Raw genomic sequence first — 20,613 nt, 5'->3', positions numbered from 1 at the left:
GCCGCTGCCGGAGATGCTGGCCCGCTAGCGGTTCTGGGCCAGCCAGCCCAGAATCTGGTTGGAGGTCATGGCGCCCGAGACGCGCGCGACTTCCTTGCCATCGCGCAACAACAGCATGGTGGGGATGCCGCGGATGCCGAACCGGGCCGCCATTTCCTGATGCTCGTCGGAATTGAGCTTGAGGAAGCGCATCCCCGGTTCGCCGACCTGGGCGGCTTTCTCGAATTCGGGGGCCATCATGCGGCAGGGTCCGCACCAGGGCGCCCACACGTCAACCACCACCGGCAGGGTGCCCTTGGTCATCTGGCGGTCAACCATCGCGGCGGCAACATCGGCAGGCTTGCCTTCGAACAGCGGCTCGCCGCAGCGGCCGCATTTTGCCGCATCGGCATTACTCCCGGCGGGTACGCGGTTGACGGCACCACAATGCACGCAGACGACACGTTCTTCGTTAGCCATGGTCGATATCCAATCTGAACATGCCCATTAGGTGGTTCCGATTGCGGCCTGGCGCAAGAGGATCAGGCGGCGGCGCCCGCCAGCCGGAAGAACGAGGCGTTGGACGCGACCTGCCGGGCGGCATTGGCAATGAGTTCGGCGTCGCCCGTGGCGCCCAGGCGCGCGGCCGCGCGTTCGAGCGATCGGGCGGCTCGGTCGGGCGCGACGCCCACCGTGGCGCTCCGGGCCAATGCGACGCGCGCGGCCCGGCTGGCGCCCGGATCCAGATCGGACTGCGATTGCAGATCGCGCAGGCGCGCTATGGCGCTGCCGAGCGCGAGAACGGCGAAGCTGCCTTCGAAGGCGGGGATATCGCCCTTGCGGGTCTTTTCGACCCAGCGCACGAGCCTGAGGAGGCGGTGGTTGAGGCGCATGCGCCAGCGATCGCCGCGGATTTGGGCGTCGCCGCGCGCCATTTCCTCGAGTTCGCGCACCATGGCGGCGATGAGCGCCTGGAGGCGACGGGCCGGATCGATCGGGTAGATGAGCCTGAAAGCCGCCAGCGCGATCAGCGGACCGGCGACCACGGCGAGCGCGGTGGAAACCGACTGGCCGAAGCTACCCGAGAGCGGCAGCACCGGTTGGGAGAGCAGCAGGAAGACCATGGCATAGTCGGGGGCGGCAGGCATGGTGCGCCGGTTCGACAGCACGAATGCGCCCGAGACGATGAACGGGGCCATCATCAGCAGCATGGTCAGTTCGCTGTCTGCCAGCGGCCAGAGCAGCCAGCGGCAGGCCAGCGCCGCGATGGCGCCGAAGACCTGGCCGGCGAAGACCGCCTTGAGGATGCCGGCAGGGTCATCGAAGGTGGAAAAGATCGTGATCATCACCGAGGTGCCCAGGAGGACATAGGGCACCGCCTCCCAGCCGGTCAGGACCCAGACGAGGCCGATGGCCAGCATCGTGGCGCTAGCCCTGATGGCGGCGGCGCGGGCACCGCGCCAGTCGCGGTGCAGAACCACTGGAGGACGCATGTGCGGTTCGGCAACCGGACGGTTGCCCAGGCCATCGACGGCGATGCCGATGGCCTGGAGGACCGCTGCAACTTCGGGATAACGGGCCGCGTCCAGCGCAGCGCCCTCCCCGAGCCGGCCACGTGCCTCCCCATCAATCCTCTGGGCCTCCGGCCCCCGCAACCAGAGGAGGCCGGATACCAGCGCCAGGACCAGCGCACGGACCGCATGCGCCGCCCGGCGGGCATTGAGCGAGCCGGCGGCATGCGGATCGAGCGCTTCCTCGATGAGGGCGGCCTCCGAGAGAATGGCCTTCTGTTCGCCGAGGCTGCGTTCGGCTGGCGGGCGGGCCATCTCATCGAGAAGGCGGCCGGTGAGCCGGCTGGCCGAGGTCTCGTAGTCTCCGGCCGAAGCGGGCGTGAAGATGAGCCCGACGAGCAGGGCGACGAAGACGCCGACGAGAACCGTCATCAGGCGGTCGTAGCCGAGCAGGAGGATGGAATCGTGGTGCGCGGTGCTCAGGAGCGTCACCATCGCAGCCGAAAATCCGGCAAGGATCGTGCCGTAGGACATGAAGCCGCGCAGCACGTTGCCGGCTCCGGCGCAGAGGCCCACCCAAAGGGCGAGGCCGACGACGAGGATCGCCGTCTGCCCGTCCGAGGCCAGCATGAGCAGCAGTCCCGCGGCTACGCCGACAGCCGTCCCGGCGGCGCGGAAGAGGCTCTTTTCGACCAGCATGCCGCGCACAGGCTGGGACGCGGCCCAGACCGTCATCGCGGCCCATTGCGGGTGTTCGAGGCCCAGTGCCCAGGCGGCGAGGAGGGCAAGGAACGCGGCAAGGGCGGTGCGCAGGCCGTAGCGCAGGCGCGGCAGATCGAAGCCGAGCGCCTCGGCTCTTTCCAGAATGCTCACGGTCGCGCCTCTTGGGCGTTGGCCATGATCCGGGCGAAGGCGTCGAGCATGGCGGCAATCTCTTCGTCACCGAGGCCGGCCAGCATTTCCGCTTCGGCGGCGTGAAGGGTCTTGCGGATGTCGCGCACGGCGGTCCTGCCGATATCGGTCAGGACGATGCGCTTGGCGCGCCGGTCCTGCTCGTCGACCCTGCGCTCGATGAGCTGGCGCTGTTCGAGAAGGTCAACGAGCCGGACCAGGCTGGAATCGTCGATGCCGACCAGGTGCGCCAGATCCTTCTGGACCACGCCGTCGGGCCGGTGGTCCAGGTGCACGAGCGGCGACCAGGTGGCGTCGGTCAACCCCGCTTCGGCGAGGCGCGCATCGACGGCGCGGCGCCATTGGCGGGCGAGTTGCATGAAGGCAATGCCAAAGCGATGTCTGGGGGAGGTCATGCAACGGATGTATCATGAGATAGTTTGATATGCAAACTATCTCATCTAGAAATCAACGCGCAGTTCCGCCTTGAAGCCATGGCTGTGAGACTTGGCGGATAGCTGCCCCCCGTAGGTCAGTCCGACGGTGGCGCTGGCGCTGATCGGGAAGTCGACGCCCGCTTCGAGGAGCGCGACGTCGCGGTCGATCTCCGATCCGGTGACGGCGAAAGAGCCGCTGCCGGAAAATGCCTGGGTGGAGACCGGCGCGTCGCCAAAGGCATGGCGCCAGCCGGCGGAGCCGCGCACCACCGCCTCGGTTTCGCCGATGACGATACGCGTGTGGGCGTTGAGGCCGATGGTGGTGAACAACGCCGAGAGCGTGGTGCCGCTGCCCGAAAGTGCGGCGGAACCGCCGGTTTCGGCAAAGCCATCGGTCCAGACGTTCATATAGGCGAGCCCGGCAAAGGGCTCGAAATGCAGGTCGCCCGCTTCAATGCCGTAGCCGAGTTCGGCGAAGGCCTGGGCGGTGTTGCCGCCGTAGCTGCTGGTGAGGGTCTGATCGAGGCCCCCTGCCGTGACGCTGCGGCTGGTCTCAAGCTCATGATGGGAGAAGGAGGCGCCGCTGCGCAGCGCGAGGCTGCCCCAACTGGTGCCGCCATAGACACCGAAATGGTAGTCGGTGCCCTTGAGGCTGGCGGTGCTCGAACTGGTCGAGGTGAGGCCGACCCCAGCCAGCGCGCCGAGCCGCCAGTCACCGAACGGGGCATCGACGCCAACGAGCTGGCCGGCGCTGAACCGGCTCATGGCATCGCCGCTTCCCCACGCCGCCTGCGAACTCGTCCAGAAGGCGGGTCCCTGGTAATCCATCGAGACCATCAGCGGCGTCCCGCCATCGGCATAGGACATGATGGGAACCTCGACCGCGCCCGCCGAACCGAAGGCCGAGCGCAGGCGATCGTTGGCCATCGAGCCGACGAGGCTTCCCGCATCGGCCAATGCAGTCGCGGTGGAAGCCTGCTTCTGGCCGGACAATTGCTCGAAGGCGGCGCCAGCGTCGGCAGTCGAGAGCGTTACGGCGGCATCGAAGAGGCTGTTGCCTACGCCCAGCGCCTCGATGGCGCCGGCGGCCCCTGCCCCGTTGGCACTGCCGGCGAAGCTGGTGAAGGTGACGCCGTTGCGCCGCACGCCGAGATAGACGGCGTCGGGGTCGTACCGCAGTTGCGTATCGAGGAAAGCCATGTCGTCGGTGACGCCCTCGAACTGGCCCGTGAGCCCGAGGTCGGCGCGCAGGATTTCATGCTCGGCGTCGCCCTGGTAGCCACCTGCGAGCACGCGCGCCTCCACCGTGCCGTCGAGCGAAGCAGCTCCGTGGATGGCGGCGTGGCTGACGCCGAAGCGACCGCCGACATAGACCAGGAGCGAGGCATCCGCGTATTGATCGTAGTTGCCCGAAATGGTGAGGGTTCCGCCGTCTGCACCCCAGCCGGGCATGAGCGTGCCGCGGTTCTCCACTGCGCCATCGATGGTGCCGTCGCCCGTCAGGACGCCGCCGGGATCGGCGAAGGCATTGGAGGCGATCGATCCCTCGATCACGAGGTCGCCGCCATCAACGCGCGTGGGGCCGGTATAGGTGTTGTCGGCACGCAGGATCAGGGCGCCCTCACCCGATTTGATCAGGCCGCCGGCGCCGGAAATGGCGTTGTACCAGGAGCTGACGCCCGAAGGCTGGACGACGTGGAAATCGCCCCAGTCGAACTTGCCCGGCCCGCGCACTGCGGCCCATGCCTGCAGCAAGCCGTAGCCGAATTGGTCATCGACGCCGTCGCCGTTCTCGTCCCAGGCGGTGCCAAGCAGGACCTGCTTGATCTGGTTGGCGGTAAGGTAGGGATAGCGCTGCTTGACCAGCGCCGCCACGCCCGCGACATGGGGGCCGGCAAAGGACGTGCCCCAGACGTTCTCATAGCCGCCACCCGCAGCGGCGACCCGAATATCCTCAGCCGGCGCGGTCAGGCAGTAGTATTTCGCCACGCCGCACTTGTTGCCGTAATAGTAGCCCGAGACGGCAAGCCAGTTGTCCTCGAGTTCGGGAAAGAGCGAGGGCAGCCCGGCCTCGAGACTCGGGTCATCGAAGAACTGGTTGTGGGTGGGGACAATTATGACGATGCCGGCGTCGGTGGCACGATGGAAGGCATCGAGCAATGGCATGCCAAGCGTATCGTGAGCATCGGCGAGCGTGTAATCCACCACAGGAAAGCCGGTGTGGCCGAGTTCGTAGAGAATGAAGTCGGTATCCTGGTCGATCAGCCAGTTGACGCCGCCGACTAACGCCTGCTCGTCAAACTCGCCGCGACTGTTGAGATCGGAGGCCACCAGCAAACGGGCGCCGGGCGCGACGCCATGCATGCCGACGCCATCGCGGTTTGCCGCCAGCACCGAGGCGACCATGGTGCCGTGGCCGTTGCCATCACGGCTCCAGAGCACTCCGTCGAGCGCCCAACCCGAGAAGCTGCGCCCCGCGAATTCGGGGTGCGACATGTCGATGCCGGTATCGAGCAGGCCAATATTGACGCCGGTGCCATCAAGGCCCAGGGCATAGGCGTCCTGCGCGTAGATGTAGTCGAGCCCGATCTGCGCCTGAAACTCGGGCGTGCGCCAGTATTCCGGGTCGGTCGGCTCGAAAGCCAAAGCAGCCGTCACAGAGACGGCTCCCAACACAAGCATCGCGCCGAGCCGGCGTGCCCAATACACCTTGATCAAATGACTTCCCCGCAATAGCGGGCATAATTCGTTATGCCCGCCTCACGGTCAAGCCGGCCTGTCCGGGCGCTCAGTGGCTGTTGGCGATGCGCTTCTCGCCCGCCGTGATGGCGAAAGGCAGCACGTTCTCCGGAGGCGGCAGCGGGCAGACGGCGTGCTCGGTGAAGGCGCAAGGCGGATTGATGGCCTTGTTGAAGTCGAGAACGATCGAGCTGTCGGTCACGTCCTCGCCGAAGAGGAAGCGCGAGGCAGGATAGGTGTCGGTCCGCGAAGTCGGGTCCTTGATGACGAATTGCGGCGACTTGGCCGAACCGTGGGTGGCAATGATCTCGTAGGTCTGGCCATCGTGCTGGAAAACGGCCTTGTGGGTGACGGTGACCTCGGTCGGGATGCCGAGAACCGTGTCGACAGTCATGGTGATGGGCGTATCGAGCAGTTGCCAATCAGCGACGATGCGCCAGCTCGGATCGGCCGGATAATAGGGGATGCCCGGAAAGTCGGCCGGGGCGGTCGAAGCGCTGTCGCGGACGCGCAGGGCGTGCTGGCCGTTGAGGGTGGTGACTTCGAGCAGGAGCGAGCCGGCATGGAAGCGCGGCGGGTGATGCTTGTCGAGCTTGAGGCGGACCGGACCGTTCTCGTGCCCCTCGATGCCTTCGGCCGGAGTGAAGGTGACGCCTTCGGCATCCTGCGTGACGGTGCCGACATGGGCCGGCCCGGCCGAGAGGACGAGGTCGTTGTCGTGGGCCGAACCGACGCTCACGGTGCCGTTCTCGAGCCAATACCGGCCGATGACGTTGAGCCAACCGTCGGCTGCCTTGAGCCGTTCAAGCCGATGAGCCTTCCACGCGTCCAGTTGGGTGAGATAGTCGGTCATTTCAGTGGTCCTCGTTTCACTCTCCGCACCGTCAAACTCGAGCGACAGGCCGCGGTCCAGCCGGGAAAGTCGCATGGTGGGGCGGGCTAAGTCGTCAGCTCCGGCATCCGCGGCACGCTGGCCAGCAAGGCTCGCGTATAGGGATGCTGCGGGCTTTTCAGTATCTCGTGCGTTCTGCCGCTTTCGACAATGCGTCCGCGCTCCAAAATCACGATCTCCTCGCACAGCGCCGCGACCACCCCCAGGTCGTGGGAGACGAAGAGCAATGTCACCTGCGCGGCGAGCTCCTTGAAGAGGTCGACGATGCGGACCTTGGTGGAGAGATCGAGGGCGCTCACGGCTTCGTCGGCGAGGACGAGCTGGGGGCGGGCGACGATGGCACGCGCTATGGCGATGCGCTGGCGCTGACCGCCAGAGAATTCATGCGGGTAACGCCCGAGGACGTCGCCCTCCAGTCCCACGGACTGGAGCGCCGCCACCACCATCTGGCGGTGGTCACCGGGAATGCGCAGCGATTGCAGCGGCTCGGAGACGATGCCCTGCACCGTCTGGCGCGGGTCGAGCGAGGAATACGGATCCTGGAACACGGCCTGCACATTGCGCCGGTAGCTGCGCATGAAGGCGGCGTTGCCCGCCTCGAGCGTCTGGTCGCCGAACTGGATGCGGCCAGAGGAGGGCTTGCCGAGCCCAAGGAGCAGTCGCAGGAGGGTGGTCTTGCCCGAGCCGCTCTCACCGACGAGGCCGATGCTGACGCCCGGCCTGATCGTGAGCGAGACATCGTTGAGCACGAGGCGGTCGCGGCCATAGCCGAAGCTCACGTTCTCGACGGAAACGAGGGTCATTTTACGCCCTCCAGCGCCTTGTCGAAGGCCTGCGCGGCGTCGACCAGCGAGCGGGTATAGGGATCGGACGGGCGGGCGAAGACTTCGGCCACGGGCCCGGCCTCGACGGCGACGCCCTTGCGCAGCACCACCACGTCCTGAACGATCTGGGCCACGACCGGCAGGTCATGGCTGATGAAGAGCAGCGCCATGCCGTTGTCGCGCACGAGCCTGTCAAGGAGCTTGAGGACCTCGGCCTGGGTGGTGACGTCGAGGGCGGTGGTCGGCTCGTCGGCAATGAGCAGCTTGGGCCGGCAGGCGAGCGCCATGGCGATGGCAACGCGCTGGCGCTGGCCGCCCGAGATTTCGTGCGGATAGGAAGCGGCGATGCGCTCGGGGGTGGGGAGGGAGACCTCTTCGAGAAGGCCGATGACCTCGCGCTGGAGGTCCCTGCCCTCGAGGCGCCGCCCCTCGCGCGTCCAGCGGCGCTGGAGCGGCTCGGCGACCTGGCGGCCGATCTTGAGCAGCGGGTCGAGCGCGGTCAGCGGCTCCTGGAATACCACGGCGGCGGCCTGGCCGCGCAGGCGGTTGAGCACGCGCTCGTGGGCGCCGATGACCTGTTGCCCGTCCAGTTGAATCGATCCGGAGGGCACGATGTTGCGCGGCAGCAGACCCATGGCGGCCATGGCCGAGAGGGATTTGCCGGAACCGGATTCGCCGATGAGGCCAAGGCGGGCGCCGGGCTCGATGGCGAAGGAGAGATCGGACACCAGCGGGCGACCGCCGGTGGTGAGCGTCAGACTGCGGATATCGAGCAAGGGGCTCATCGCGACCTCTTGCGGGTTGGGTCGCCGATGTCGCGCAGGCCGTCGGCGAGAAGGTTCACGCCGATGACGAGGGTGACCAGCGCAATACCGGGCGCGATGGCGCCGATGGGGGCGGTGTAGACCGTGCCCTGCGCTTCCTGGAGCAGACGGCCCCACGAGGCATTGGGCGGCGGGGCACCGAGACCGAGATAGGAAAGCGAGGCTTCGGCAATCACGGCGAGACCGAACTGGAGCGCGAAGTTGACCGAAAGCGTCGGCCAGATGTTGGGCAGGACGTGCCGCCTGACGATGCCGGGCCAGGACGTTCCCGAGGTGCGCGAGGCGATGATGTAGTCCTGCTGGAGCACACGCTTGGCGAGAATGCGGGTGAGGCGCGCCACGATGGCCGAGATGGCGATGCCGAGCGCCAGGATAGCCGAGCCGAGGCTGGCGCTGTCGCCCAGCGCCACGATCAGCATGGCGAGCAGCAAGGTCGGGAACGCGATGAGGATGTCGAGGGCGGCGGCCAACGCGTCGTCGAGGAAACGCGTGGCAAAGGCGGCGAGCATGCCCAGGGTGACGCCGATCACCGCACCGATGGCCACCGCACCGATGCCGACCTGCAGCGCAATGCGCGAGCCGATCATGATCTGGGTGAAGAAGTCGCGACCGAGACGGTCGGTGCCCGCCCAGTGCTCCCAGGAGGGTGGCGCGAGGCGCCCGCCGGTCATGCTGCCCGGGTCGTAGGGCGTCCAGACGAGCGTCAGCAGCGCCATGACGACGTGGATGCCGACGAGGAACAGGCCAAGCCAGAGGGTAAAGGAGCGGCGCGTGCGGACCTTGGCCGGCGGCAGCGCGGCGGTTTCTTCGAACGTGGTCATGCCGGCCTCGCCCGATTGTCGCGCAGGCGCGGATCGATGATGCGCTGGAGGAGGTCCGCAAAGAAGCCGACGAGCAGGACGAGAAGCGTCGAGATGAAGAGGACGCCCTGGACGTTGGGGTAGTCGCGCTGCTGGATGGCGAGCAGGAGCATCGAGCCCAGGCCGGGCAGCGCGAAGACCTTTTCGACCACGACGGCGCCGAGGAAGGCGGTCGCCAGCTCGATGCCGAGGATGGAAATGACCGGAACCGAGCCGTTGCGGATGCCGTGGCGCACCAGCGCCTCGGGGAAGCTGGCGCCGAGCGCCCGGGCGGTGCGCAGATAGTCGCTCCCGAGCACGTCCTGGGCGGCCGAGCGGACGTAGCGCAGCAAGGAGGCAGACATGACGAGCGCAATGGTGAGGGTGGGCAGCAGCAGCGAATAAAGCGCCGCGCCGAAATTGCTCCAGCCCTTGAGGGGGAAGCCGGACGACGGGAAGAGCTTGAGGTTCACCGCGAAGATGGTGACGAGCAGGATGCCCACCCAGAAGACCGGAATGGCGATGCCGAGCTGGGAGACGATCGAGATGACCCCGCCATACCACTTGTCGGATTTGACGGCGGAGATGATGCCGAGCGGAACGGCGATGATCAGCGCCAGCACGAAGCTCATCAGCGTGAGGGGAATGGTGACCGAGAGGCGGTTGCCGATTTCGGCGAGCACGGGGGTCTTGCTGACGAAGGACGTGCCGAGGTCGAAGCGGGCGAGGCTCGAGACGAAATGGGCGAACTGCTGGGCGAGCGGCAGGTTGGAGCCGACCTCCTGGCGCGCCGCCTCGATCTGGGCAGGCGATGCGCCGACCGAGAGCAAGGCATTGGCCGGGTCACCCGGCAGGAGGCGGAGAAGGACGAAGAGCACCGCCGCTGCGATGAGCAGCGACAGTGCCAGGATAACAAGCCGACGGAGGGTGTAGCTGAGAATAGGGCTTTCCTTCCGTCCGGCTGTTGACGCGTTAGTTGGCGGCCTTCTTGATGCCGTAGGCGAAGAACTGCGAGTTCAGGCCGTTGATCGGATAGCCGCTGACGTTAGCCGCAGATACCACAATCTGCGGATAGAGGTAGAGCCAATTGCTGGCTGCATCCTCAGCGATGAGCTTGTTGGCTTCGAGCAGCTTGGCGGTCTGGTCGGCCTCGGTGGGCTGGGTTTCGGCCGAAGCGATGAGGTCGACAACGGTAGGGTTGTTGTAACCCCAGTAGAAGTCCGGGTTGCCGTAGAACACGATGTCGCGGTGGTTCACGTGCTCCTGGAGCGTGGCCTGGAAGTCATGGGACTGGTAGATCTTGGTGTACCACTCGTTGGCCGTGATGATGTTGATGTTGGCCTTGACACCCACTTTGGCGAATTCGCTCTGCAGGAACTGCGCGACGATCGGGTGCGGGTCGTAATCCGGGGTGTCGATGGTGAATTCGAAGCCATCGGGGAAGCCGGCTTCCTTGAGCAGTTCCTTGGCGCTTTCCGGATCGTAGGGGTCAACGCCCGTCAGGTCGACATACCAGGGATCGGTCGGCGGCACGAAGGAGCCGATCAGCGTGCCATACGGGCCCCAGATGGATTCGAGCAGCTTCTTCTTGTCCACGGCTCGGGCCAGAGCCTTGCGGACCTTGACGTTGTCGAATGGCGCGACGCGATCGTTGTAAGCCAGGATTTCCTTGGTGGTCGACGCGCCTTCGGTGACCTTGAACTGCGGGTTGTCCTTGAACTGGGCCAGCGAGTCCGGGCTCTGCACCGAGGTGATGACGTCAACGGCGCCGGTCAGCAGCGCATTGTTGAGGGCGGTGGCGTCAGTGAAATAGTTGTAGGTCACGCCGGCATTGGTTGGCGCGGCGCCCCAGTAACCGTCGAACTTTTCGAGCGCGAGGGCCGAGCCGCGGCGCCAGTCGGCGAGCTTGTAGGGGCCGGTGCCGTCTTCCTGGGAGGTGATGTCGGTGGCCGCGTCGTTGACGATCCAGACATAGGAGAGGTTATAGGGCAGCGAGATCGAGCGGCTCTTGAGCTTGATGACGACGGTCGAGTCGTCGGGGGTCTCGATCGAATCGATGTTCGAGAGGCTCTTCTTGCGCGAGGACTTGGAGTTCTCGGCCACGACACGCTCGATCGAGGACTTGACGTCGGCCGAGGTCAGCGGATCGCCCGAGTGGAACTTGACGTTGGGCTGCAGGGTGAAGGTGTAGGTGAGGCCATCCTCGCTCTGGGTGTAGTCGGCCACGAGCGACTTTTCGACCTTGCCTTCGTCTGTCAGCTTGAAGAGCGCTTCATAGACGTTGCCGTTGAAGGCCTCGTTGACGCCCTGCCCGGCACCGGCGGTGTTGTCCAGGTTCTGCGGCTCGTAGAGCGAACCGATATTGATGGTGGCGTTGGCGTCGAAATCCTGGGCGGAGACGCCGAAGGCGGTGCCGGCGAGCATGAGCGCGGCGACCGCCACGGCGGTGAATTTGCGGGGAGCGATGACGCTGTTCATCTTGTGTATTCCTTGTTCAGCTTTCCGTCGAAACGGCGCAAGGGCGGATGGATCGACCCTCGCTAGGCATCATGGATACAGCGTAAGTCGATGCAAGCCCACTCCTGCGATAACGTGAGCATTCCAATTTTACGCGAAGTGGCGGAAGGAAGTTCCGTCAGGCCCGGGCCGATTGCGGCAGGACGAACGGCGCGCCCTGCCGGGGCAGCGCGCCAACCTTGAGGTTGCACTCGAAGACCGGGTTGATGACCTCGTCGCGCAGCACTTCTTCGGGCGCGCCGAAGGCAACGGCGTTGCCGCGCCGCATGACCAGAATGCGATCGGATGACATGGCCGCCAGGTTGAGATCGTGCAGGACTGCCAACACCCCTCCGCCCGCATCGGCGAATTCGCGGGCGATCTCCATGATGGCCAGCTGGTGCTTAATATCGAGGCTGGAGACGGGCTCGTCGAGCAGCAGGTAGCGCGGCTGGCCATCGAGCACGGGCTGCCAGACCTGGCACAACACGCGCGCCAACTGCACGCGCTGCTGCTCGCCACCCGAAAGATCCTGGTAGAACCGTCCGGCAAAACCTTCGAGATCGACCCGCTCAAGGGCGCGCTCGGGAAGGCTGTCGGCATCATCGACGCCGGAGCGGCCCGCGGTTGTGCCGAGGGCGACGACCTCGCGCACGGTGAAGGGGAACGACAGCGTGGTCGATTGCGGCAGCACGGCGCGCAGCGAGGCGGCCTGCCAGGCCTTGAGCGAATTGAGGTTCCGGCCGTTGATGGTGACCTCGCCGCGATAGGCCAGGTCCGAGCAGATAGCCTTGAGAAGCGTGGTCTTGCCGGACCCGTTGGGGCCGATAATGGTGGTGACGTGGCCGGGAGATGCCGTGAAACTCACGTCATGGATGATGGTCTTGTTGCCGATGGCAACGGAAACGTCGCGTGCTTGGAGCATGAGTTTACCAGGCCAGCCGGTCGCGGCGGCGGAGCAGTATCCAGAGGAAGAACGGGCCACCCACCGAGGCGGTGACGATGCCGATGGGCAGTTCGGCCGGGGCGACGATCACGCGGCTGATGGCGTCGGCGCCCAGGAGGAAAGAGGCTCCCAGCAGGGCCGAGGCCGGCAGAAGAAAGCGATGATCGGGCCCGATGACGAGGCGCAGCAGGTGCGGCACGACGATGCCGACAAAACCGATGCCCCCGCTGACGGCCACCGAAGCGCCCACGGCCGCGGCAACGGCCGCGATGGCGATGTTCTTGAAGCGCTGGACCGGCACGCCGAGGTGATTGGCCGTCGCCTCCCCGAGCGTGAGGGCATTGAGACCGCCGGCGAGAAAGAAGGTGGAGGCAACGGCAATGGCGATGATGGGACCAGCGGCCGTGACCTTGACCCAGGTGGCGCCGGCCAGGGAACCCAGCCCCCAGAAGGTGAGATCGCGCAGTTGCTGGTCGTTGGCGAGGTAGACGAGAACGCCGGTGATGGCCCCGGCCAGCGCACCGATGGCGATGCCGGCGAGCAGCATGGTGGCGACGGCGGTCTGCCCGCGTGCGGTCGAGACCCGGTAGAGAATGAGGGTTGTGACCAAGCCGCCCCCGAAGGCTGAAAGGGGCAGCGTATAGATGCCGAGCAGGGCAACGAGCGGGGCGGCAATGGTGGCCCCGAGGACGATGATGACCACCGCCCCGAGCCCCGCCCCTGCCGAAACACCGACCAGGCCCGGATCGGCCAGCGGATTGCGGAAGAGCCCCTGCATCACGACGCCCGAGACGGCCAAACCGGCGCCGATAAGGATGCCCAGGACCATGCGCGGCAGGCGGATATCGTAGATGATGACCTGCTCGCGCAGGACCGCCGGGTCGGACTTGTCGACAAGCCCGAACCAGCTTTCAATGACTGCCCAGCCCGACGAACCGGAGGCACCGGTGGTGAGGCTGAGCAGGCAGACCAGCATCAGGAGCACGGCCAGTCCGCCGACCGTCACCGCTGCCAGCCGAGCCCTGTCTCCGGCGCGCGCGGGGCGCTCTTGGATGGAAAGCCAGGTTTTCAGGGTGAGGTCGGTCATCGATCAGTTTCCGCCCAGGGCGTCGCCGTAGATGGCCCTGGCCAGATCGCGGACGGCTGACGCCGTGCGCGGACCGAAGCCGAGGAGGTAAGCGCCGTCGATGCGGACGACCTTGTGGTTCTGGCCGGCGGGCGTGAGGGCGATCCCCGGATGGGTGAAGAGCGCCTCGTCAGAGACGGCGAGTTCGCCGCCACGATCCATCATCAGGATCACATCGGGCCTGGCATTGATGATCGCCTCGTCCGTCAGAGCCTTGTAGCCCTGATAGTCGGTGATGGCGTTCTCGGCGCCGGCGAGGGCAATGATGCCGTTGGCCGCGCTGCCGGTTCCGGACGCCTGGACCTTGCCGTCCTGCATCGAGAGGATGAAGAGCACTTTCTTCCTTGCGGCGACATTGGCAGTGAGAGCCTCGGCCTCCTTGAGGTCCTTGTCGACCTCATCGGAAAGCGCACGCGCCTTGTCTTCCACGTCCAGCGCCTGACCGACGGCCTTGATCTTGGCGAGGATGCCCTCGTGGGAGAAGCCTTCAGGGACGGTCTGGTAGGGGATGGAGGCCTTTGAAAGCACGTCGAGCGCTTCCTTGGGGCCGGAGCCGGTGAGGACCAGCAAGGCACTCGGATTAACCGAGAGCACGCCTTCGGGCGAGAGCGCACGCATGTAGCCGACATCAGGCAACTCGAGCGCCGCCTCCGGATAGACCGCGGTGGAATCGCGCCCAACCAGACGCCCCTCCTCGCCGAGCGCGAAGATGATTTCGGTGAGCGAGCCACCCACGGCCACGAGCCGGGAAGAATCGGGGAAGGGCTTGAGATCCTCGCCGAAGGCGGAACCCGCCGTCAGCGTTGCTGCGAGCGCGAGCGCGCCAAGGGCCCGGGAAAACTTCGATACCATTACCAAGACCTCAGGCGGCGGTTGACTGCTGGAGCACGGGCAGGCTTTCGACCAGCGCGCGCCATTCCGGCCGCTCATCGTGGCCTTCCACGCGCTTGCCGAAGAACTGAATGATGAGCTTCTGGTCGGCGCCGTAGCACTCCACCGACGTCACGTGGCCATCGGCCGTCGGCTTGCGGACGGCCCAGACCTCGGCGATGTGGTCGAGGCGCAGGTGCAGGTGGAAGGTTTCATCCAGCACGTTGAGCCATGGCCCCATGGGCTCGACCCTGGCAATGGGACCGCCGTGGATCTGGATGCAGCCGGCATTGCCCACGAACACCATGATGGGCAGGGACGACGCGGCGGCTCCGTTCATCATCTGGGCGGTCGCAGCGGGATCGAGCGGCCAGGCATAGTTGTCGCCAATCATCCGCATGGCCTGGAGACGCTCGAGGTTGAGCTTCTTGAGCATGCCAAAGAACTGATGGGTGTCGGTGAGCCGGGACCAGTTCTCGAGGAGTTCCTCGGGACTTGCGGCGGCGCTGGCATCGACCGCAGCCACATCGGGCACGGTGCCGATCTCGACGAGTTGGGACTGATCTTCGGACCGGAGGCTTTCAACCAGTGCGTTCCAGGCCTCGAGGTTGGTCGCGGGGCGCGTGTGCACCTTGTGTACGGCATCGCCGGCAACGTCGAAGAACTGCACCGAGCGACGAACGCCTCCCTCCCCGTCCGACTTCTCGACTGCGAAGCCGCTGACCCACTTGGAGGGGAAGATACGCAGATCGATCTCATCACCCAGAACGATGGCGCTGTTGGCGCCGGCCTTGGCGTTTTCGTATGGGCCGATCTTCTCGTGGACGGCGCTTTCATTGCGGGTGAGCGCCATGACCTCGCCGCAGGCCGGAAGGCCGGCGAGCAGCACGGCAACGTCCGGTTTAAGCCGGACCACGTTCTCGCCGACATAGGCGGCCGTGAGCTCGGCTTCGGAAATGCCGTGGATGCGTGCGAAATCGCGCTCGCGCATCTTGGGGTGGAGGGCGCGAATTTCGCGGATCTCGGCCGGAGACTTGGCCATTGGTCGGCTCCCTTATTTGTTCAGTATCAACTTGCCCTGTCGGGTGATCTTGAGGCGGTAGACCGCCTGCTCGTGGAGGATTTGCACCTCCGTGGTCCCCTCGAAGATTTCGGCGCTGGTCAGGGTACGGACAGGGACTTCCGGCACGTTTCGGGCTGCGGGTTGGGCGGAGCTGCGGGGTCTGTCGGTCGTCGTCACGTCTCTGATCCAGGCAATGAAGCGGGGTGTTGGAAGCCCCGACTTAATTCTTGACTCTGAGTATCATGATTTATAGACACGTCAATAGTGGACTGTAGAAATCATGTTTTTCTGCAGCCAGAATAAGTGCGAGCAAGCCCAGAGCCAGCCAGCATCTCAAGAAACTGGAGACTCTTAATGGGGCTGGTAAGAAGAAACGTCGCGGTGCTGCTGGGCGGCGCCGCGATGACGGTCTTGGTGGGCGTGCCGCAGGTTGCCGCACAGACGCAGACCGTGAACGGCAAATACGTCACGCTGCTCGAGCGCCTCGTGATCGGGGCGGGCGCCGAGAAGGTTGCGGTGGATACCCCGCAAGCCGTGACGGTGGTCAATCAGGCCGATATCGATCAGGCGCAGGCCACCACCGTGAAGGACGTGCTCGAGACGGTTCCGGGCGTCTCGGTGATCGGCAGCGACCGCATTTTCGGTGAATCCTTCAACATTCGCGGCATCGGTACGGCGGAGAATTCCGGCGACGAGTCGCGCATCATCGTCACGGTGGATGGAGCCAAGAAGTTCTACGAGCAGTACCGCATGGGCTCGTTCTTCTCCGATCCCGAGCTCTACAAGCAGGTCGAAGTGCTGCGCGGTCCGGCCTCGTCCACGCTATACGGCTCGGGTGCGCTGGCGGGCGTGATCAACTTCACCACCAAGGACGCCTCCGACTTCATCAAGGACGGCATGACCGGGGCGGTGCGCATCAAGGGTCAGTACACGTCCAACGGCAACGGCACGCTGATGTCGGGCCTGGTGGCGCACAAGTTCAATGAGGGCTTCGACGTCCTGGCCACCGGCAACTGGCGCCGGTCGAATGATTTCGATCTCGCCAACGGCAAGACGCTTTCGGGTTCCGCATTCGACGCCTATTCCGGCCTCATCAAGGGCACGGCCCGGTTCGGTGACCAGGATGACCAGAAGCTGAGCCTTTCCTACCAGCGCTGGTCGAGCAAGAACGACGACCAGGACTACGCCCAGACGGGCACGGTCGCGATGTTCGGCAAGGTGGACCGCGACGTGGTCGACCAGACTGCCGTGCTTCACTACGAGAACGAAGACCTCGACAATCCCTGGGTGGACCTGAAGGCGAACCTTTCGTACTCGGACACCTATGTGAAGCAGGCCAATTCCGCGATCGGCTCGATCGGCGATGCCGAATACGGGTACAAGACCTGGCAGGCGAGCCTGGAGAACACCTCCGAGTTCACCGGCGAGAACTGGCAGAACTTCCTGACCTATGGCGCGCAGTTGAGCTATCAGGATCGCGTTGCGTTCACGACGCTGCCGCTGGCGAGTACGGCGATTTCGACGCACCCGGAAGGCACCGATACGCGGCTTGGACTCTATGTGCAGGACGAATTCGTCCTCAACGACCAGCTCACCATCATCACCGGCGGGCGCGCCGACTTCGTCTGGCAGAAGCCCGACATCACGCCCAAGGGCCAGCACGACATCCAGGATGTGGCGCTATCCCCGAAGGTGGCGGCGCTCTACAAGTTCAACGACAATGTGTCGATCTTCGGCTCGGTGGCCCATACCGAACGCCTGCCGACGCTGGACGAGCTCTATCAGTACAATTCGACCAAGGGCCCAAGCCTCGCCCTGCAGAAGGAGCAATCCAACTCCTATGAGGCGGGCTTCGCGCTCACCGGATACGAGTTGCTGTTCGACGGCGACCAGGCGAGCGTCAAGGTCACCGGGTTCTACAACGACCTGACAAACCTCATCGAATCCGCTCCGTCGGTCGCCGGAAACCCCTACTTCTGGAACGTGGGCAAGGCCACGATCTACGGCGTGGAAGTGGAAGGCAGCTATGAGTCCGAATTCCTCTTCGGGCGCCTAGCGTACGCGGCCATGGTCGGCACCAACGACGTCACGGGCAACCCGCTGACTTCGGTCCCGGGTCACAAGCTCCAGCTCACGGTTGGCGCACGCAACCCCGAGTACAACCTGGAATACGGCGCCAAGGCGACGTTCGTCGCGGCTACCGATACCGGCGTTTCGGCGGCGGACAGCTCGGTGACCAGCACCGCGACGCCGGGCTACGCCACGTTCGACCTCTTCACGACCTGGAAGCCGGAGTCCGGTCCGTTCGCCGGTACGGAAGCGCAGTTCTCGATCGAGAACATCTTCAATGCCGACTACCGCGACAACCAGACTCCCGACCGTTCCAAGGGCCGGACGTTCAAGCTGACGCTGGCCAAGCAGTTCGACTACTGACGCCTAAACCGGCGCGACACCAACCTGTCGCGCCGGTTGTTTTTCGTTTCGAGGAGAAGCCGAGATGATCGCGCGCGTAACAGCAATTTTGGGGGTGCTTGCCGCGATCGGCCTGCCGCCGGCCGCCCTGGCGCAGGACACGGCGCCGGCTGCAGGCCTTCTGCTCGAACTCAACGCGGTCCAGCCGAGCGAGACGGGTTGCCGGGTGACGTTCCTGGCTACGAACGGGCTGGGCAAACCCCTCGACAAGGCTGCTTTCGAGGTGGCGCTTTTCAACGCGGCAGGCGGTATCGAGCGGCTGGTGACGCTGGACTTCAAGGCGCTGCCGGCGGGCAAGACCAAGGTGCTGCAGTTCGACCTGGGCAAGATTCCCTGCGACGGGCTGAGCCGGGTGCTGATCAACGATGTTGCCGCCTGCACCGGCACCGACGTAGCGGCCGGGGAGTGCCTGGCCACACTTTCGACCGACAACAAGACTGCCATCCAGTTCGGACTCTGATCTGCCATGAGCGCGGCCTGGCCCATCTGGAACAACGACAACCCCCTCCCCGGCAGACCGCCGCGGGCCTGGGTGCCAATCGTTATCCAGAACACGGGCGAGCCCGTGCCGAGCGTTGCGGTGCCGGGCAGATCGCTACTCGATATCGGGCGTCCAGCCAGGCAAAGGCACTGGCTGCTGGGGCCGGTGGCCTCGCTCCTTATTCATGGGAGCGTGCTCGCCGCTGGACTCTTCCTGTTCCTTCCCGCCGACGACACGCTCGACATTGAGGGTTCGGCCGTCGAGGTGGAGATCATCGCGACGCAGACTGTCGAATCCAACGCCGTCAGCGAAATCGAGAGCGACGCGACCCAATCGATGGTATCCGCCGGCGGCGAGGTGATCGAAGCGTCCCAGAGCGAAACGCTCGAGCCGGTCGAGGCTGAAGCCACGCCCACCAGCGCAGAGGCGGTCGAACCCATCGAGGCGGAGCCCGTCGAGCCTGCCCGGCAGGAAGCGGAACCGGTGACTGCGGCGGTGGCAGAACCGGTCGAACCGGTCGAGACCCTGGCAGCTGAAACAGTGCCGCTCCTGGCGTCGAACTCGGTCGTGGCCGAAGCGATTGACGCCGTCACGCCAGACACGCCCGTGACCGTCGAGCCAGAGGACATCGCTCCGCCACCCTCGCAGGAGATTGCCCAGCCGACCGAGGTGGCGGAAGCGATCGAGGCAACCGAGCCGGTTGACCCTAACGCCCCGCCCGTGCCGCAGACACGGACTGTCGCGCAGAAGCAGGAGCCTACCTACCCGAAGGCCGTCGAGACACCCAGAATGCCCCAACCACAGAAACCCAAACCCAGTGCCGGAGGCAATGGCGGCAATTCCAACGCCGACGCGGTGGCGAGCGCGGCATCGGCCGGCCAGAAGGGGACCGGAGCGCAAGGCAATAGCGCGTCGGTGACGAAGTATCCCGGCCAGGTTCTCTCCAGGCTGCGGCGCGCCCTGCGCTACCCTTCTGGCGGCAGGGGGCGTGGCGAAGTGCAGGTGCAATTCACCGTTTCGGCGGGCGGCTCGGCTTCGGGCATCCGCGTCGTGAGCTCGTCGGGCAATCCGGTGTTCGACAAGGCGGCGATCGAGACCGTTCAGCGCGCCGCGCCCTTCCCTGCGATCCCACCGGAGTCCGGCAAGAGCGAATGGACCTTCACGATGCCGTTGGGCTTCGTGCGCTAGCGGCCCCTGCGGCCAATGAGCATCGATCAGCATTTTGAGCTTGGAGCGCCTGCTCCCGACCGGTAAGGTCGGCGCGGAATTCTGGAGGGAACTCGAAATGACCAAGTCCATGACGTCGCTGGCCCTGTCGGCGGCGTTTGCGCTTACGGCTGCCGGTGCAGCGCAGGCTGCCGGCGAGAAGGTTTCGGTGCTCACGCCGTACCTGTCGGCGATCGCGACGGCCGAGATGATCGACTCGTTCAAGGCGCAGGCAGAAAAGCACCAGTGGTCGATCGATGTGGTCGATACGGCCGGCGACATGGGCGCCTTTGCGAGCCGCGTCGAGGATGCCACCACCAAGGGCGCCAATGCCATCGTGCTGGTCTCGGTCGACCCTGCCCAGATCCAGGATCAGGTCGACAAAGCCAAGGCCGCCGGCATTCCCGTGGTCACCATCGACGGCGCCAAGAACGCTTCGACCGTGCTCAACGTCACGTCGGACAATTTCGTGCTCGGCCAGACCATGACCAAGTTCCTGTTCGACACGATCGGGAACAAGGGCAATATCGTCCGCTTCTTCTATTCGGCCCACCCCGGCGTGCATCAGCGCGAGCTGGCGCTCGATGAGGCCCTCAAGGCCAATCCGGACGTCAAGCAGATCGCCGACCACTATGTGCAGGTGCCCGGCCAGATCGAGGACAGCCGGGCGGCCATGGACGCCATCCTGCTCGCCAACCCGGCCGAAGGGGCGATCAACGCCGTCTGGGCCGGCTGGGACGAGCCCGGCATCGGGGCGAACCTCGCCATCGAGGCGGCGGGCCGCAAGGGCATCGTGGTTGCCGGCATCGACGGGAACCCCGAAGCGATCGAGCTCATCAAGAAGTGCACGTCCTATGTCGGCACCGTGCGCCAGGGCTTCACGCAGATGGCCGAGATCGCGGCTGACCAGCTCAATACCATCCTCGCCGGCGGCACGCCCGAGAAGGACGAACTCTACGCCCCTGTCGAGCTGATCACGCGCGACAGCCTGGGCGTCAAGTGCGACTGACGGAAGAC

Annotated in this window: 19 protein-coding genes; 4 read left to right on the top strand and 15 right to left on the bottom strand. The window is 65.5% G+C overall.

Annotation, left to right across the window (positions count from 1 at the left end):
- Positions 1-24: 24 nt before the first annotated feature.
- From trxC to hemP, 15 genes are all read right to left on the bottom strand, one after another.
- Entirely contained in the window at positions 25-459 is a 435-nt protein-coding gene (gene trxC / locus FNA67_RS05700) for a thioredoxin TrxC (RefSeq protein WP_049704295.1), read from the bottom strand.
- A gap of 62 nt (positions 460-521) precedes the next feature.
- Positions 522-2,363, bottom strand: a complete 1,842-nt coding sequence (locus FNA67_RS05695; protein WP_147655354.1) for an FUSC family protein — start codon at positions 2,361-2,363, stop codon at positions 522-524.
- Positions 2,360-2,797 carry a MarR family winged helix-turn-helix transcriptional regulator gene (locus FNA67_RS05690; RefSeq protein ID WP_147655353.1) on the bottom strand — a complete coding sequence of 146 codons (438 nt, stop codon included), beginning with the start codon at positions 2,795-2,797 and terminating at the stop codon, positions 2,360-2,362. Before FNA67_RS05690 ends, FNA67_RS05695 begins: the two co-directional genes overlap by 4 nt.
- Before the next feature lie 45 nt (positions 2,798-2,842).
- Positions 2,843-5,476, bottom strand: coding sequence for an autotransporter serine protease (locus FNA67_RS05685; protein WP_170267220.1), 2,634 nt, complete (start codon positions 5,474-5,476; stop codon positions 2,843-2,845).
- 130 nt (positions 5,477-5,606) lie between these two features.
- Entirely contained in the window at positions 5,607-6,410 is an 804-nt protein-coding gene (locus tag FNA67_RS05680; RefSeq protein ID WP_147655351.1) for a DUF1684 domain-containing protein, read from the bottom strand.
- Between the two features lie 86 nt (positions 6,411-6,496).
- A complete protein-coding gene (locus FNA67_RS05675) occupies positions 6,497-7,252 on the bottom strand; it encodes an ATP-binding cassette domain-containing protein (protein ID WP_147655350.1) in 756 nt (251 codons plus the stop codon).
- The gene (locus FNA67_RS05670; RefSeq protein WP_147655349.1) at positions 7,249-8,058 is read right to left on the bottom strand and encodes an ATP-binding cassette domain-containing protein; all 810 of its coding nucleotides are present in this window, start codon (positions 8,056-8,058) and stop codon (positions 7,249-7,251) included. Before FNA67_RS05670 ends, FNA67_RS05675 begins: the two co-directional genes overlap by 4 nt.
- Entirely contained in the window at positions 8,055-8,918 is an 864-nt protein-coding gene (locus FNA67_RS05665) for an ABC transporter permease (protein WP_049704288.1), read from the bottom strand. Before FNA67_RS05665 ends, FNA67_RS05670 begins: the two co-directional genes overlap by 4 nt.
- A complete protein-coding gene (locus FNA67_RS05660) occupies positions 8,915-9,877 on the bottom strand; it encodes an ABC transporter permease (RefSeq protein WP_145976680.1) in 963 nt (320 codons plus the stop codon). Before FNA67_RS05660 ends, FNA67_RS05665 begins: the two co-directional genes overlap by 4 nt.
- A 31-nt stretch (positions 9,878-9,908) precedes the next feature.
- Positions 9,909-11,360, bottom strand: a complete 1,452-nt coding sequence (locus FNA67_RS05655; protein ID WP_244616644.1) for an ABC transporter substrate-binding protein — start codon at positions 11,358-11,360, stop codon at positions 9,909-9,911.
- A gap of 211 nt (positions 11,361-11,571) precedes the next feature.
- Entirely contained in the window at positions 11,572-12,357 is a 786-nt protein-coding gene (locus FNA67_RS05650; RefSeq protein WP_147655348.1) for a heme ABC transporter ATP-binding protein, read from the bottom strand.
- A gap of 4 nt (positions 12,358-12,361) precedes the next feature.
- Positions 12,362-13,465, bottom strand: a complete 1,104-nt coding sequence (locus FNA67_RS05645; protein ID WP_147655347.1) for a FecCD family ABC transporter permease — start codon at positions 13,463-13,465, stop codon at positions 12,362-12,364.
- Between the two features lie 3 nt (positions 13,466-13,468).
- Complete coding sequence (locus tag FNA67_RS05640; protein ID WP_147655346.1) at positions 13,469-14,356, bottom strand: heme/hemin ABC transporter substrate-binding protein; 888 nt, start codon at positions 14,354-14,356, stop codon at positions 13,469-13,471.
- 10 nt (positions 14,357-14,366) lie between these two features.
- Positions 14,367-15,416 (bottom strand): hemin-degrading factor, encoded by a 1,050-nt coding sequence (locus tag FNA67_RS05635; RefSeq protein WP_049704282.1) that lies wholly within the window; start codon positions 15,414-15,416, stop codon positions 14,367-14,369.
- Positions 15,417-15,428: 12 nt separating this feature from the next.
- Positions 15,429-15,614, bottom strand: a complete 186-nt coding sequence (hemP, locus tag FNA67_RS05630) for a hemin uptake protein HemP (protein WP_174851671.1) — start codon at positions 15,612-15,614, stop codon at positions 15,429-15,431.
- 177 nt (positions 15,615-15,791) lie between these two features.
- Here hemP and FNA67_RS05625 point away from each other — a divergent pair, with 177 nt between their 5' ends.
- The 4 genes from FNA67_RS05625 (at position 15,792) to FNA67_RS05610 (ending at position 20,605) form a co-directional block, all read left to right on the top strand.
- Positions 15,792-17,870: a TonB-dependent receptor domain-containing protein gene (locus tag FNA67_RS05625; protein ID WP_147655345.1), complete on the top strand. Its 2,079-nt coding sequence runs from the start codon at positions 15,792-15,794 to the stop codon at positions 17,868-17,870.
- 64 nt (positions 17,871-17,934) lie between these two features.
- A complete protein-coding gene (locus FNA67_RS05620; RefSeq protein ID WP_049704279.1) occupies positions 17,935-18,369 on the top strand; it encodes a hypothetical protein in 435 nt (144 codons plus the stop codon).
- Positions 18,370-18,441: 72 nt separating this feature from the next.
- Positions 18,442-19,578, top strand: coding sequence for an energy transducer TonB family protein (locus tag FNA67_RS05615; RefSeq protein ID WP_170267219.1), 1,137 nt, complete (start codon positions 18,442-18,444; stop codon positions 19,576-19,578).
- Positions 19,579-19,675: 97 nt separating this feature from the next.
- Positions 19,676-20,605 carry a substrate-binding domain-containing protein gene (locus FNA67_RS05610; protein WP_244616482.1) on the top strand — a complete coding sequence of 310 codons (930 nt, stop codon included), beginning with the start codon at positions 19,676-19,678 and terminating at the stop codon, positions 20,603-20,605.
- Positions 20,606-20,613 lie beyond the last annotated feature (8 nt).

The sequence above is a fragment of the Youhaiella tibetensis genome (assembly GCF_008000755.1).
Taxonomy (GTDB): Bacteria; Pseudomonadota; Alphaproteobacteria; order Rhizobiales; family Devosiaceae; genus Paradevosia; species Paradevosia tibetensis.
This window is presented reverse-complemented; position numbering and strand designations above follow the sequence as displayed.